This window comes from Gilliamella sp. ESL0232 (assembly GCF_013346885.1).
Taxonomy (GTDB): domain Bacteria; phylum Pseudomonadota; class Gammaproteobacteria; order Enterobacterales; family Orbaceae; genus Gilliamella; species Gilliamella bombi.
In genome coordinates this window covers 48,458-64,562 of the sequence record NZ_JAAEDW010000007.1, presented here as the reverse complement: position 1 = coordinate 64,562, position 16,105 = coordinate 48,458, and the positions used below count along the sequence as shown (strand labels likewise).

10 protein-coding genes are annotated in these 16,105 nt (G+C 36.5%); all 10 read right to left on the bottom strand.

The annotated features are described in order from the left end of the window. Positions 1 to 110: 110 nt before the first annotated feature. The 10 genes from sstT to GYW75_RS08385 all read right to left on the bottom strand — a co-directional run bounded on the left by sstT (position 111) and on the right by GYW75_RS08385 (position 16,026). The gene (sstT, locus tag GYW75_RS08430) at positions 111 to 1,367 is read right to left on the bottom strand and encodes a serine/threonine transporter SstT (protein ID WP_174799029.1); all 1,257 of its coding nucleotides are present in this window, start codon (positions 1,365 to 1,367) and stop codon (positions 111 to 113) included. A gap of 185 nt (positions 1,368 to 1,552) precedes the next feature. Further along, positions 1,553 to 4,867 carry a hypothetical protein gene (locus GYW75_RS08425; RefSeq protein WP_174799028.1) on the bottom strand — a complete coding sequence of 1,105 codons (3,315 nt, stop codon included), beginning with the start codon at positions 4,865 to 4,867 and terminating at the stop codon, positions 1,553 to 1,555. Further along, positions 4,857 to 6,206, bottom strand: a complete 1,350-nt coding sequence (locus GYW75_RS08420; RefSeq protein ID WP_194240454.1) for an SWIM zinc finger family protein — start codon at positions 6,204 to 6,206, stop codon at positions 4,857 to 4,859. Before GYW75_RS08420 ends, GYW75_RS08425 begins: the two co-directional genes overlap by 11 nt. A gap of 133 nt (positions 6,207 to 6,339) precedes the next feature. Beyond that, a complete protein-coding gene (locus tag GYW75_RS08415; RefSeq protein WP_202983952.1) occupies positions 6,340 to 8,088 on the bottom strand; it encodes an acetyl/propionyl/methylcrotonyl-CoA carboxylase subunit alpha in 1,749 nt (582 codons plus the stop codon). Continuing rightward, a complete protein-coding gene (locus GYW75_RS08410; RefSeq protein WP_174799026.1) occupies positions 8,081 to 9,688 on the bottom strand; it encodes a 5-oxoprolinase subunit B/C family protein in 1,608 nt (535 codons plus the stop codon). The genes GYW75_RS08415 and GYW75_RS08410 overlap by 8 nt, the downstream gene beginning before the upstream one ends. Positions 9,689 to 9,845: 157 nt before the next feature. Beyond that, entirely contained in the window at positions 9,846 to 10,622 is a 777-nt protein-coding gene (locus GYW75_RS08405) for a LamB/YcsF family protein (RefSeq protein ID WP_174799151.1), read from the bottom strand. Between the two features lie 15 nt (positions 10,623 to 10,637). Beyond that, positions 10,638 to 11,873, bottom strand: a complete 1,236-nt coding sequence (locus GYW75_RS08400; protein WP_174799025.1) for an NRAMP family divalent metal transporter — start codon at positions 11,871 to 11,873, stop codon at positions 10,638 to 10,640. Between the two features lie 450 nt (positions 11,874 to 12,323). Then, positions 12,324 to 12,773, bottom strand: coding sequence for an A24 family peptidase (locus tag GYW75_RS08395; RefSeq protein ID WP_174799024.1), 450 nt, complete (start codon positions 12,771 to 12,773; stop codon positions 12,324 to 12,326). An 8-nt stretch (positions 12,774 to 12,781) separates the two neighbouring features. Then, positions 12,782 to 14,143 (bottom strand): RCC1 domain-containing protein, encoded by a 1,362-nt coding sequence (locus tag GYW75_RS08390; RefSeq protein WP_174799023.1) that lies wholly within the window; start codon positions 14,141 to 14,143, stop codon positions 12,782 to 12,784. Positions 14,144 to 14,163: 20 nt separating this feature from the next. Further along, positions 14,164 to 16,026 carry a vWA domain-containing protein gene (locus GYW75_RS08385; protein WP_174799022.1) on the bottom strand — a complete coding sequence of 621 codons (1,863 nt, stop codon included), beginning with the start codon at positions 16,024 to 16,026 and terminating at the stop codon, positions 14,164 to 14,166. Between the last annotated feature and the right edge of the window lie 79 nt (positions 16,027 to 16,105).

The window sequence follows — 16,105 nt, the reverse complement described above, 5'->3', positions numbered from 1 at the left end:
AAGCAATGTGATATGTTTGGTTGTGAGGGATAAATAAAAACTGAGCTGATAATAACAAATTACCATGCTCAGTTATAAATCAGAGTTACCAATTAAATAGGCTTGAATACTTAATTTTTAGTCGTATTATTTTTCTTCTTCTGCGCGGCTGATGAAACCGCACCAATAAACACAACATCACTTGATGAGTTCAATGCGGTTTCAACCGAATCTTGAATAACGCCAATTGCAATTCCAATGCCAATCACTTTGGCTGAAATTTCGTTAGGTATACCAAACATACTACATGCGACAGGAATAAGCAGTAACGATCCACCCGCAATCCCTGATGCCCCACAAGCACATACTGAAGTTACAATACAAAGTAATACCGCAGAATAGATATCAACATGTATACCAGCACTAGCTGGCATTGAGTTGACGGTGGCTAGAGTTAAAACTGTTATAGTAACGGCAGCACCTGACATATTAATTGCAGCACCTAGCGGTACAGCAACCGAATAAGTATCTTCATCCATTTTATATTTTTTACAGATCTCCATATTAACGGGAATATTTGCTGCTGAACTTCGGGTAAAGAAGGCTGGGATCGCACTCTCTTTTAAAGAGGTAAATACTAATGGATAAGGGTTTTTGTGCATAACTAAATAAGCTAATAATGGATTAATCACCAATGCAACAAACAGCATACAAGAAACTAACACAACCAATAGATGTGCATATTTCAGTAATTCACCAAAACCCGTTTCAGCTAGCGTTGAGGCAACTAATCCAAATACCCCTAAAGGAGCAAAGCGGATAATAATTCTTACAATAAAAGAAATAGCATAAGACAGATCATTCATCATTGTTTTAGTACTTTGGCTAGAGTGTCTTAATGCCAAACCGATACCAACACCCCAAATGATAAGACCAATATAGTTTGCATTAATTAGTGCATTTATCGGATTGTCGATCATTTTTTCTAATAAGGTTTTTAAAACAGCAGCAATACCACTAGGCGGTGTAAGTTCAAGGTTATTTAACGTATCACCAAATGAAATCTGTGATGGGAATAAAAAACTAGCAATGGTTGCTAATAATGCGGCTAACATCATTCCGGCAAAATAAAGAGTAATTAACGGTCTCATATTGGCTTGTTTGCCATGTTGATGATTTGATATTGATGCAATTACCAAAATGAGTACTAGTATAGGAGCAACTGATTTTAAAGCATTAATAAATAGCCCACCTATAAGTGACATCGCTAATGCGGTATCTTTCGACACCGCAGCGAGAATAATACCAAATATTAAACCCAACAAAATCTGCGGTATCAGCCCTATTTTAAAATAAAAACGCACCAAAGGATGTGAAGAATGAGTCATAATATTCCTTTCTTATTAAAATAAAGGTAAAACAATAACATAATTCAACATTGTGTTTATAGAAAATAAACATCATTATAATGTTTTTTTATATATCACTTTACATGATGATTAAATTTAATTATTTATTGCTTTTATATTAGACCTATTTTAAGTGTTCTAATCATTTCCCAAAAATAACCATCTTACTTAAGTAATTCAAGTAGTTGTTTTGCTTTGTTTACTGCTACTGATTTTGCTTTTGCTTGGGCAATATCCGCTAAGCCTTGCCATTTAGAATCAGGTTCAGTTAGATAACCGCGCCTAGTTGCCTCTTTCAAATAAGGAGCATAGTTTAATGACATATCTAAAATCCGATTAATCCAAGCAGGTATTTTTTCACCTTGTTTTACTTGATTTCCAACAAACTTAATGCATTCAATTAATACTGGACAAAATATTGGCAATAAACTTGGCTTTTTTTCTAGTAATCGAATTAATTTAGCGGGGCTTAAATCAGGATAATCGAGAAACAAGATAATAGCTTTGCGCATGGTATCTGCATCAATGATTCCTTTTTTAACATTTTTTTCAAAAATAAAATTTGCTTTATAAGTATCACTGTCTTGAGCCAACAATCCGATAATCACTGTCACTAACGATTTTGAAAAAATCAGATTATCTGTGTTTAAAAAAATCAAATTATATTTACTTGATAATGGTCCATCGTTATTTTCTTGCCAATTACGTGTTTTTTCAACAACAAGTAACTGTTTGTTAATACACCAATGTAACCAAACTCTTGATTGAAAATTAGGTATAACTTGTTGATCTTTTGATAATGGAGGGTAAGCTTCGCATTGGAATTCGTATTCTAAATCATAATACCAATCATTTTTTACTATGTGGAAAACTTGATTAGACACATTGGGGAGTTTTAAAGTAAACATTAGTGATTTAGCCAATGCTTTAGAAAATCGTGATGATTGATCTATTACAGGCTTACTAATAGTAATTGAAACATTATCTTCAGGCACAACTTTAGCCTTTTGCGGTTTTGACCATACTTGTTCAAAATCATCAGGAGCTCGCATCGATACGTCTTGTGTTAAAAGGGCTATTTTAGGAAGTTTTTCAACTATGGCTTTTGCTTTCTTAATCGCATTAGCACTACCCTCTTTACTGGCTAATATTCTGATGCCAAGTAATTGCAATTGATTGGCATCGGCTATGCCTTGATCGACAGCATATTGCACTTCTGGTAAAAATTCAGCTATCGCATCAACAGTTTCAAGCGTGCCAGATAACAGTCTCGGCGCTTTACATGATGCGATGATTAATTGATCCAAAATAGGCCAAACCACCGAAAGAATGCCTTGTTTTGCAATATCGGTTAATACTGACACCAAACTAGCTATACGACAAGGAACCTGACTAAATCGCTCCAGTAACAAAACATCCGCCACACCAGGAATAAGCAAACCTCTTTGCCATGCATCATTCACGGCTTGAGCCATATTGCTAGCCACATAAGGCGAATTAGCGCGTTGCATAGCTAACAATGTCATTGCAGAACGTGCATCAAAAGGAGAACGTCTGTTAACAATTTGCTGGAACTCAAAACCTTGATGGTAATATGTTGCCCAATCAATATCTGACGGTATTGCACTATCGTTCCATAACGGGAAAATAGCAAGAATTTTTGTAAACCCGTTATTTCCAATACGTTTAGGAAAATAATTTAATGATTGTGGCAGGGACAGTACGTCTTCAATATAAGTATTTAACGCTAATTTAGGTTCGATTACTGGATCGTCCAGATACTGTAATACTAAAGAGCCTGCATCAATTGGCATTTTTTGTCCTGATTGCAAAACGACTGCAACATTTAACTTCTTGAGTTTTTCTATCGTTGATGATGTTTGTGTCGAAACATCAAGACGAGTCAAGGCTAAAAACAGATCCGCCTCTAATGCATCAATTTTCAACTGTTGATAAATCGCTAATCGTTGACTAAGATCATCCACTGTTATTGAAAGATCACTCATGCTTGGTGTCGACAGTAAACAAGGTATTTTGCCTAAATTTTTACAAACAATATAATCGCGTGCTGTTAATAAATCAGACAAATATTTATGATACGGAATCTCTTCGCCTTTACGCCAATAAAATAGAAAACCAAGAAGCTGATCAACCCGTAATTTTATACCCGCTAAACTCGCTTTTGCTGCTTGAGGATCGTGATAAGCAATAATATTAGCTACAGCTAAAAATCTTTCCGTCACACTATCATGACCAGATATGTTTCTTTTTACTAATTCAGAGGCTAACTCAGTTAATACATCAGGGGAAATAGGCTCTAATTCAAAAGGCGGCAATTGCCAAAGTGGCGGTGTTGGTTGCCAAAGTTGTTGTAATTCGGAGGAATTAGATTGTACGGTATGATCATCAAGATGCCACTGTGTAATTAGCTTGCTAGTTAAAGCCACAATTGATTCATCAGTTTGGTCAAGTAATAGGTTTAACAAAGGCATAAACAAATCAGTATTTTGGGGCGCTTTGCGATTTAGGGCTATCTTTAACACTAATTTTTTGACCGATTTTATTTTAGATGATAAACATGCCGTCATCACTTCGATTAATAATTCATCATCAACAAAGGGAATTAAAACAGGTGCTAATCGATTAATTATTGCAGATTCACCCATGGCTAGTAATGGAATTAAAGCAGGTACTCGCTGGCACAATTCAGCATCGGTAATACCTAAATCATAAAGTGTATCTAACCATACTTTACGATCTATAGGACGAATAGCGATATCTAAAGCTAAAAAAAGTAACTCTTTTGCTTGCTCTCGGTCAAGCCAACCTAATGTTACCCCCAAGCAAAACACCTCGATAAATGACCGTGTAGCAGGTGTATTTATCGCTATAGCAATATGAATATGTTCGATAAATCGACGCTGACATTGAGCTATATTTGGAGGAATTTTATCGTAAAAAGGGTTGACAACATCTGCATCATGAGTAGCAACTGAAAAATGCTTTACAACATCATCACCACGCATAGCAACCGCCGCATACAACGTCCAACCGCCGATATAATTCTGATTTTTAGGAATAACCAAATTTAAACGATCAACCAACTGAACAGCAAGATCTGTTGGTGCAGATGCTTGTTGCACAAAATTTTGTGCGTAATTTTCACCTCGTTCAATAATAACCGGCAATAACAAAGATGAATAAGTATAATGAGCAAGTTTTAACGCTCGGCTCACTGATACCCCAATCCGAATGGCGTACAAAGCTAAATATGCTTTATTACACTTAACATAATCTTGCCATTGAAAAGCGTTACCAACTTTGACATAGTCACCCCATTTGCCATTTTTTAATCCTAAAAGTGCAATCTTTTGCTGCTCTTTGCTACCTAGCGGTTGTTGTAAAATATTGTCAGCTGTGACATTGTTCCAATTCAAAGAAGTAAAAATCGCTTCGGCTTTCGCTAAGTTAGCATTCATAAATATTTTCCTTAATTTGTACTGCTAAAATATGTTTACATGGTCCTTTTTTGAGTTGATAATTCAGATACCATGAGCAAGTACATTGTGATGTCATTTTACTATTCTGCCTAACAAAACGGACACGATAGTCTTCGTTATTCGAGTGAACCATCCATGTGTTTTCATCAACCCGATCAATACATTCAATCAATTTATAGGCCGATTTTAAACGCGGATTATCTTTGATAAGTCGATTAGGATCTTCAGGCAATTGACGATGAAAATAGCCATTCTGGTGTACATCAAAACCCAACTTACCTGAAACAGCTAGATACGCCAGCGAACTATTAATGCGCTGAGTATCTAAACCTGTTTTTATCGCTAGCTGAGTCAGATCGATCAGCGAATCAAATTGTAAAATAGATTGAACAAGTTGAGCATTTTGTAATTGCTGTTTTGGTGCAAGCAGCTCAAGTAAGGCACCTTCGCCAGAATAGCCTTGCCATGGCTGTGCAGTTAAGCTCAAAGTAAGTCTTGCACCGTCGAGTTCAACTTCAACCATGCAGGGTCCTTGTTCGCCACTTGCTAGCTGATAAAAAGTTAAACGCTTAACATTGGTCGTTAATCGCTTAAGTGCACTTAACCGATGTAGCCCAGAAATATACACACTATCGAGACCGCCTTGAGCCATCAATTTAATACCAGTATTAGATGGCACTAGCCAGCTTGATTGATGTTTACTAGTCACGGTTGGCAATCCTGCAATAAAGGTTTGTGCTTGTATTCCCGTTACCGTAAAAACAGCGACCATTTTGGTATGAATTTCAGCTACATTACCAAGTGCTCGAATCCACCTATCTGGCATTGCAACAGGGCGCTCAATAATGGCCTTTATTCCAATTACATCTTCATCTTGTTTTTGGATATGGTGCGTTGCCAAACCTTGATTGCCAATATTAAGATGAAGTTTATCTTTATAATTAACCTGAGTTAGCGCTTGCCTTAAGCTAATACCAATATCTACATTGGTTGTGCCTCGTAATATTTGTCCATCAAACCCTTGTTGTAACAAATCTAAACGAGCATAAACACTATTGCAGGCAGAAAAAACTTCTGCTCTTAATTGATTCCCTTGCGCAGATAAAACAGGATCACGCAAAGTCACCGGCACCGGTTTAAAATATCGGGTCGCAGTAATATCAGCTAGAACCAGTAAAGATCTAGCAAGAATCTGTGGGTAAAGTGCATAACCAGCAAAAAATTGAGGGTTGTCAATAATTCCATCTGGTGTTAAGGCTGGCGATAACGCTAAGGCTAATGCGCCATTAGTGAGTTTTGATTGCTGAGAAAACTTCAATATAAATCATCCTAACACATTAAAAATAGACAAAATATCATGCTCATGAGTATAAAATAAGCAAAATATATTGTCTATATTTGATGTTTTTTTGCTATTTTGATGAAAAACATTCTTGTTTTATCAGCGTTATCTAAATGATTTCTGCAACAGGTGATCCTGCATTAACATAATTGCCTTCTTTGAGTATTTGTTTTAGCACACCATTTCGATGTGCAATAACTTGAACTTCCATTTTCATGGCTTCCATAATAGCAATGACATCGCCTGCGTTTACGCTTTGATTATCATTGATCACCCATTTAAAAAGACTACCAGAAACAGGTGACTGGACAATCAATTCAGATAATTCTTCTTTCACGCTTGAGGATGTATCTAAATTAGCTTCCGTTTGCAAGGATAACCCTGCAAGGAGTTGTGCAGGTAAACCGAGTTTACAACGTTTACCGTCAATCTCAATAAATGTGCGTGTCAACGCTGCTTCTTTTTGTGGTATTTGCCTTTTGGCTGGTGCTATTGTTGTAGTAAATTCAGTTTCAATCCAACGTGTATGTAATTTAAAATCATCACAAAAATCAGAATGTTCAATAACCGCACGAGCAAATGGCAACACACTAGCTACCCCTTCAATAGAAAACTCAGCCAAAGCACGGCGAGCTCTAGCAATGGCATGTTGTCGATTATTACCAACAATAATCAATTTTGCCATAAGGGAATCAAACGTTGCTGGAATTGTTGAACCAGCCATCACCCCACTGTCTATGCGTACACCAGGACCAGTTGGTACATCAAAACGTGTAATAGTACCAGCTACAGGTAAAAAACCGTTAGCTGTGTCTTCAGCATTGATACGAAATTCAATGGCATGAGCTCTAGGTGCAGGTGTTTCATCTATACTCAGAGGTAAACCTTGGGCAATACGCAGTTGCTCAATAACAAGATCGACGCCTATAGTTTCTTCTGTTACTGGGTGTTCAACTTGTAATCTCGTATTAACTTCTAAAAAAGATAACTTACCATCTTGGCTAAGTAAAAACTCAACTGTCCCTACGCCTACATAGTTTGCTTTAGCGCAAATATCAATCGAAGATTGAATAATTTGCTGTTCTAATTGATCTGTTATAAAAGGTGCAGGAGACTCTTCAATTAATTTTTGATTACGTCGTTGTAATGAACAGTCACGTGTACCAACGACAACAATATTACCTAATGTATCAGCAATAACTTGTGCTTCAACATGCCGAGGATTATGCAAAAATTGTTCAATAAAACACTCACCTCGCCCAAAAGCAGTTGTAGCTTCACGAACTGCGGAATGATAAAGTTCTTCTACTTCGTCCATTTGCCAGGCTACTTTTAAACCTCGACCACCGCCACCAAATGCGGCTTTAATAGCAATTGGTAAACCATGGGCATGCGCAAACTCAATAACCTCTTTGGCATCTTTTACAGGCTCTTTTGTACCAACAACCAAAGGAGCTCCTACTTGCAACGCAAGCTGTCTTGCTTTGACTTTATCACCCAATATTTCAATCGTTTCAGGGGTAGGGCCTACCCAAATTAAGTCTGCATCTTGTACTGCTCTAGCAAATTCAACACGTTCAGATAAAAAACCATAACCTGGATGAACCATGGTGGCTCCTGATTTTTTAGCTATTGTGATAATTTTATCAATATCTAAATATGTATCGCTAGGTACATTGCCTGTTAATCCATAAGCTTCATCAGCCATTTGTACATGAAGTGCATCAATATCAGCATCGGCATAAATTGCAACAGATAACAAGCCTATATCACGGCAAGCGCGAATAATACGTACAGCAATTTCACCTCGATTAGCTATCAATACTTTATGTGTTATATTTTTATTATTTTCAGACATGATCAACATCACTCCCTTCAAATTCTTTAAACATCCCTATAGGATTAAACTTTATTTTAGCATTGACTGGAATTTGACCTGCTAAATCTAAATGATAATTACATACTGCGCCAATAACAGGATAACCTCCTGTTAAAGGGTGATCATTCAAAAATAATACAGGTTGTCCATTAGCTGGTATTTGTATTGCTCCAATACAGGTACCTTCACTAGGTAATTCTTGTTGTTTTTCACGAATTAACGGTTCCTTGCCAGATAAACGCAAGCCAATACGGTTAGAAGCTGGAGTAACCGACCACAACTGTGAAGTAAGAAGCGCTATCGATTGCTGAGTAAACCAATCGGTACGTGGTCCAAGCACAATATCTAACACTACTATATCATCACTAGTTGGGTAATTAATCATAGGAGTTTCTGATAATGATACTGGATTTAACGTTTTTGCTTGCTTAATCGCCAACATTTGACCCGATTTTAGTGGTAAGGGCCCAACTTGTGCAAGCGTATCAAAAGCACAGCTGGTTAAAATAGGTGTTACTTGAAAACCGCCACGCACAGCAAAATAACTACGAACGCCACATTTTACATTACCTAAACGGATAATATCACCTGCTTCTAATTGAATTGGCCGATACATAGGAGAAGTATAGGTTTCACCTTGGATGGTGGTTATTGTGATCTCACATATAGCGCCCGTCACAGCAACTAACATTGGTCTGTTTATTTGGGCGCTAAAACCACCTTGGGTAATTTCTAACGCTGGTTCATTAATTGAGTTACCTAACACGCGGTTGGCACTGTGTAATGCGTTTTTATCCATCGCTCCCGATTCAGAAATGCCTAACGCCGCCTGCCCAATTCGGCCATTGTCTTGAAACAATGTTTGCAACCCTGTCGTTAATACTGTTATATCTTGTTGCTCAACAAGATCATCTTGTTTTTTAGCTGCTGATAAATGAGCAGGTAAATGATAAGTTGTTTTCGATTGGCTCACATCAATAAAATTAACCCGAGTACCAGGTTTGAACAGCGCTGGCTCATCACGATAAATATCCCAAACTGCCGTATCTGTAATGCCAATCAATTGCCAACCACCAGGGCTTGCTTGTGGGTAAACACTACTAAATTCCCCTGCCAAAGCAACCGATCCTGCTGGAATGCGGACTCGTGGCGAACTTCGACGTGGCACATTAAGCTGAGCCGTTTTAGATACCATATAAGCAAATCCAGGAGCAAAGCCACAAAAAGCCACTTGATACTCATTATCAGTGTGCCTTGCAATGACTTCGGCAACCGTTATGCCAAGATAATCTGCCACTTGAGGTAAATCTTCACCATTATAGCGAACAGGTATTGTTACCTGTTCGCCTGATTGCATAACGCTTGCCGAAATATCTAATTGAGCAATCTGCTCAGCAAGTATATTAGCATTGGTTACAATGGGGTTATAACGGATTAATAGGGTTCGTGCCGCTGGAATTATTTCATTGATATGCCAATCAGCAATAACACCTTGAAGCACATCAGTAAGCGCCATGGTTTGCTCAAGGCTGTTTAATTCTACGATAAACGCATCGATATTAACGGGTAAAAATCGCATTAAGTACCTCGAAATATGATCAACATCCAATCACTAACAATACATATTTTACATTGTTTTGTCATATTAAAGACCAAGTTTATAGCCCACTTGGTAACGTGTTGTCTAATCATATTTTTTTATTAATTTAATTAACTTTTTCAAAACGTTAACTAATTTAGTTATTATTACTTTTAGCAAACGAGGCAATATGAATGCCATTTTGTTGTAGTTTTTGTCGTACTTTTTGTGCCATGCCTAAAGCACCTGCACTATCGCCATGGACACAAATTGATCCTGCCTCAATACGCACAAATTGCCCTTCGATAGACATCACGCCACCATCATTAACCAATTGCAACATGCGTTCGGCAACTAAATCAGGATCATGCAATACCGCTCCAACCTCTTTACGAGAAACTAAAGTACCATCAGCATGATAAGCTCTATCAGCAAAAGCCTCAGCAACTACGTTTAAACCCTTTTCTTTAGCCCATTCAATCAGTTTTGAGCCAGCAAGCGCAACCAAAATAAGCGTGGGATCAACAAGACAAAGCGCATCAATCACCGCCATTGCTTGACGTTTATCGTGTGCAATAGTGTTATATAATGCGCCATGTGGTTTAACGTAACTCACTTTGGTACCGATTGATGTGGCTAATCCTTTAAGTGCGCCAATTTGATAAATCACATCAGCGGTTAACTCATCAGTTGCAACATCCATATTACGACGACCAAATCCCACTAAATCAGGGTAACCAACATGAGCACCCACTTGGACATTATTGGCTTTAGCGGCATTCAACGTTTTTAAAATGCCAGCAGGCGAACCTGCATGAAATCCACAAGCAATATTCGCACTGCTAACAACATTTAGCATTGCTTCATCATTACCCATTTGCCATTGACCAAAGCTCTCGCCAAGGTCACTATTTAAATCAATACATTTGGTGATTATCATATTGCCCTTCTATTTTAGATAGTTAAAAATAGTCGCGACCGACATTATGCCCATATACCAAGTAATTGCGCACACAACTAAACCTGACAACAATAACCATCTTGGATAATGATACCCAGACATAAGATCAGCACGTCTCCAGCCAATATAAACAAAAATAGTTAACCCAAGCGGTAAAACTAAACCATTAAAACCACCAGCAAAGACTAATAATGATACTGGTGCAGTCCCCATAATTAAATAAATTGCAAGCGAAACAACAATAAAAATAATGGTAGCAAACTGACGTTGTCTGTCTGTAATAGTACGTTTAAACGGAGTAATAAACGTCATTGAAGTATAAGCTGCCCCAATAACACTAGTGATGGCTGCTGCCCATAAAATCAAACCAAAAAGGCGCAATCCAAACTCTCCCAAAGCCGCTTGAAATGCTTGCGATGCAGGGTTAGCAGCATAACTTGAAATATCAATTGTCACACCACTTGCCACGACACCTAAAATCGCTAAAAATAAAATGTAACGCATTAAACCAACAACGACAATTCCTTTTGTGGCTGCGCCTGAAACATAATCAATATGCTCTACACCAACCATACCTTTATCAAGTAAACGGTGAGCGCCTGCGTAAGAAATATAACCGCCAACTGTCCCACCAACTATGGTCGTAATTGAAGCAAAATCAACATGGCTTGGAAGCACTGTCTCTTTTAAAGCTTGACCAATCGGTGGATGCGATGCGAACACCACAAACAGTGTCAAAAAAATCATCAACAAACCAAAACCAATCATCAAACGATCTATAAAATGACTCGCTTTACCGGAAGAAAATATGTAAACCGCTAAAAGTGCACTAATTGCCCCTCCCCATTTAGGATCAAGGCCAACCAATGCATTTAAACCTAAACCTGCACCAGCTATATTACCAATATTAAATACTAATCCACCAAATATAATTAACACCGCTAACAAATAACCACTAAATGGAATGGTTGCATTAGCTATATCTGAAGAGTTCATTTTGGTTAATGCTACAATTCGCCAAATATTTTGCTGAACAACAAAATCGATAATAATAGAGGCTAAAATACCAAATCCAAAAGCAGTACCAAGCGTAACGGTGAAGGTAGCGGTTTGAGTAATGAAGCCTGGGCCAATTGCTGATGTTGCCATTAAAAAAATAGCACTGATTAATGAAGCACGCCGATTTTTAACAAAAGCAACAGTACTACTGCTATGATTTTCCATACGGATGTTTCCTCTAAATATTTATAATTACAAATCTATCCAAAGTTATTTATAAGCAATAACTATGCCATAACTTAAACAAAGTTTGATAAATGTTAGTTAATATAATTACTGTTTTTTGAGCAAAAAACTAATTAAAAATAATTATAATGATTCATCATTAAAAAGTAATAAACTTATAATACTCTAATACAGACCTGATATGCACCAAAATGGTATACATACATATTCTTAAAATAAGGGGATAAACTTTTTATTAAAAGTGACTAAAACATAATAATTTTTATATAGCTATGTGTAAGAGTATTTCAAATATTTTTTAAGGAATAACAGTTATTAAGTGTTTGCTGGTTAAAAAAGAGTTTCCCACCCGCCTTATTGAGGATGGGAAACATTGATATTTATTATAAAAATGCGATTATATTTAATATGTTAACTACAAGTTAGTTATTACAGTATAACCTCAAATAAGGTTATTGATGTTAAAAAATAGCTACCACTAATGGCAAGCCCATAAGGCAATGTAACAGAATTTTTTTTGAAGGATCTGTATATTATTGCAATAATTGCCATTGGTAACCCCAAAAAGGTAATAACGACTAAGAAAAACGGCACACTGTTTATTGGAATAGAAATCAAAAGAATAGTAATTAATTTTATATCTCCAGCACCAACAAGTCGACAATAAAACATGAATAGACCACAAATTAAAAATATAGCTGATGCAATATAATCTAGATGCCCTTTGCCAAGGGCAAAATTCAAAATAACTAAAATGAATATTATTATAACAATTTTATTTGAGATAGTTCGATATTTTAAATCCGTATAACATGAAAATAACAAACATGCCCAAATAGCTAAAATAATAATATCATTAATTAATTCTTGGCTAATCATTATAGTCTTTATCCTTGACCAGGGACAAAATCTTTACCATAAACTTCTTTCATCGCTTTTGGCAATTCTTTTATTTCTACTCCTGGCCACTTAACAGGGTTCACTGATGAATAATATTTATTCCAATTATTCCAGCCTACTCCAAAAGCTTGTCCTTCATCATTCCAATAAATCAGATTCTCTTTACCTCCATCGATTTTAGTCAAATTACCAATAATATCCCTTTTTATTGGCATATAACCATACATTATCTGCCAATTGTGGCTATCATTAGCCGCAACCGTTACCCCCCATGTATATAGTTCCCCATCATTAGTGATGGCACAACATCCTCCATATCGGCAATAAAGCGTATTAACATTATCCATAACAAACTGGGGATCGGCTACATCTAGCTCGTTATCTACTTTATATTCATCTCCATCCTTATCAACCTCATACATTAGAGGTGTTTTTTTTTCACTTCCTAGATAACCAAATCCTATACCTAAATGATTAGCTGCCCCCATAGCCCACACTTCACCTTCCGAAGTTAAAAATGCAGTATAGCGGTTCCCTCCCGTAATAGTTACTATATCTCCACCACTAATACCAGGGGGAAGATTAGTAATTTGCACAGGGTATTTCTGGTAAACATGTACTGGTATTCCCATGATACTATGCCTAAACCCATATTGATTTGACTCATCATCTCCCCAAGCAAAAACTTCACCACGTTCATTTATAGCCCAGGCAGATTCATAACCCGCCCCAATCAATACAACTGGACTATCGTGAAAATATGATTGAGGAATACGATGAAGTACTGTTGGTCCAATAACTAGCGAACCATTCGCCATTTGGCCGTAAGCTGAAGTTCCCCAAGCATAAACCTCCCCACTTCGGGTTAAAGCAAAAGAAGTATATTCCCCAGCATTTGTCATGATGACATCTTTACCTTCTAAAACCAAGGTTGGTATAGTTTGATAAGCTCCTATATTTCCAGCCTTAATAGCTGATGCTTGCCAAGCTCGATTGTCACCCCATGCCCAAACATCACCATGATCATCAAGAGCAATTTGGTGATATGCTCCTGCCGTTATTTGCGTAATATTAAGCCCTTTTTCGACAAAAAATTCTACTCTGTAAGGAGGCTTCAAATGACTATACTCCAAAGGACCACTACCTGATATCCCAGCATCTCTGTAGCCTGTAAGCCAAACATCTCCATTTTCTATCGTAATTCCTGTATCAATAGAGTTAGTTGAAGTAGGAGTTTTTACAAATGATTTTGTTGTCAACACGACGGCATCACTTCTTTTTCTTTCGTTTGCAAATAATGAAAAGCATAAACATGATGCAAATAATACCATTAACTTAATTAGTTTCATTTAGAGTAACCTCTATTTCATTATTGATTAGATTCATCTTTGTTAACAAAATTACCCGTTTCTGTCTGAATAATTTTTATCATAGTATCAAATAAACTCTGATAATCTCGAGCCTCGTGTAAATATTCTCTATTGCCATTCATACATTTAGTAAACCATTTTCCGTACACTTGTGTATATTGTTCATCGGTTGTTAAATTGACTGCATTAGGATCGAGTTTTATATAGTGGATCGTCGCCGTATTAGCTGCTCTTTCAATATAGCCGTTATTCTTATTAGTTGCTGAAGTTAATCCAGCCGTTATTGCTTGGCAAACACCTTCATCCAAAAAATTATCTCTAAGAATATCTGCTCCAGCATCATCTTTACCATCTGTAATAATAATCATCATTTTATTATTAGCAGATCCATTTGCCATTACAGGAACTGTCCTTAACAAGGCTGTTATAGTGTCTGTTCCTCCGCCAGGTTGCCAATTCCCATTCTGGATATAATTTAGTAAATCCGAATTATGATTTCCATTTTTACTAAAAGGGACTAAATGAGGGACAGCTTTAAATGTTCCTATATGCTTTGATGCTTCTAAAAACCTTCGATGGTTAGTTGGTAAATTAATCACCTTTTCGCTCATTATGTTATTACTATATAAAGGCGATTGGCACATTCCAAAAAATGGCGAAAAATCACTAACAGTAGGCGAAATAGGTCGATTAAATGTTATTGTATTGCTTTTTATACCACTGAACAATGCATCAATTGTACCTTGTACATCAACTGTTCTAGTGTTAGCAAATGAATAATGGACATCAGAATATTTTCCCGAAAACATGTAATCATATAGTTGAACAACTTTACCATATTGGCTTTCAATAATTTTCCTATTTTCAGGACGCAATGGATAATCAGGACTATTTTCACCACAAGCATATCTTGCTGTTCCCATATTAAGCACTTCAGCTTGATGTCTATTACGGCATAATCCACTGCGCTCTAAGGCACTATCATTATTTAATCCTTTCGCTGGTCCAATTATTTGTGAATAATAACGATAATTAAAATAATCCAAATAATAAGTAACCGTGTTCGCATATTTACCTAAATAGTCATAGTCTAAATAGCCCTCACTCATCCCTCCGCTTTCCTTTAAATTACTCCATCTAGCATACGCAATGTTTTTATTTGCCCAAAAGTTATAATCAACTTTATCATAGGGGCTTTTCAATTTGTACATAACTGAACAACCATAGCTATCACCACCAGCTAGGTTTTTAGTGTCTTGCTGAACTGGCACACCAATATCATAAGGAACTAATGCAAATTTAATCTCTGAATGTCCTTGAAAATTATTAATAATATTAGCTATTGCTTGTTTCATATATTGAAGACGTTGCTGATCACTATTTCCATTTTGAGGAGAGTAGTCATTACAACCTGTATCGCCATATTGGCATGTTGCTGAACCTGAAAAATCACTAATAAAAGCAATATCAAATGAGTCATATCTATCAAATTTCTTTGTATTACCATAACTTTCAGTTTTATTGCTAACAATCATAGATTGATTTAACTCACCAACTTTTCCTTTGTCTTTACTACTTGTTAAGGAATCAACTTTCTGTTTATAGGCAATACTATATACCTTTGTGTTTTTATTATATTCTATATTAATAGAGGCATCGGCATCTTCTACTAAATCATCACTAATTTTTTGATAAACAAAATAATTAATATAGTTCAATGCCATTTTGCGATTTTGTTCAATTGCTGTCTTATCAGCATTTTCATTGTTTAATGCGATAATCGCCAACGAAGCTTCGTTAGTCGCTTCTGAGATCCTTGCACGGTCGCGCATTGTTTGAGTATGATTTATTGAAACTAACATACAAATTAGCATTGCAGGAAACATCAAGGCGAAACTTATAGCAGCACTCCCTGAAGAACACTTAAAAAAAGATTTCTTA

Coding starts and splice junctions, on each gene's coding strand:
- sstT (WP_174799029.1), bottom strand. CDS start 1,367: ATGACTCATTCTTCACATCCTTTGGTGCGTTTTTATTTTAAAATAGGG.
- GYW75_RS08425 (WP_174799028.1), bottom strand. CDS start 4,867: ATGAATGCTAACTTAGCGAAAGCCGAAGCGATTTTTACTTCTTTGAAT.
- GYW75_RS08415 (WP_202983952.1), bottom strand. CDS start 8,088: ATGTCTGAAAATAATAAAAATATAACACATAAAGTATTGATAGCTAAT.
- GYW75_RS08410 (WP_174799026.1), bottom strand. CDS start 9,688: ATGCGATTTTTACCCGTTAATATCGATGCGTTTATCGTAGAATTAAAC.
- GYW75_RS08400 (WP_174799025.1), bottom strand. CDS start 11,873: ATGGAAAATCATAGCAGTAGTACTGTTGCTTTTGTTAAAAATCGGCGT.
- GYW75_RS08395 (WP_174799024.1), bottom strand. CDS start 12,773: ATGATTAGCCAAGAATTAATTAATGATATTATTATTTTAGCTATTTGG.
- GYW75_RS08390 (WP_174799023.1), bottom strand. CDS start 14,143: ATGAAACTAATTAAGTTAATGGTATTATTTGCATCATGTTTATGCTTT.
- GYW75_RS08385 (WP_174799022.1), bottom strand. CDS start 16,026: ATGTTAGTTTCAATAAATCATACTCAAACAATGCGCGACCGTGCAAGG.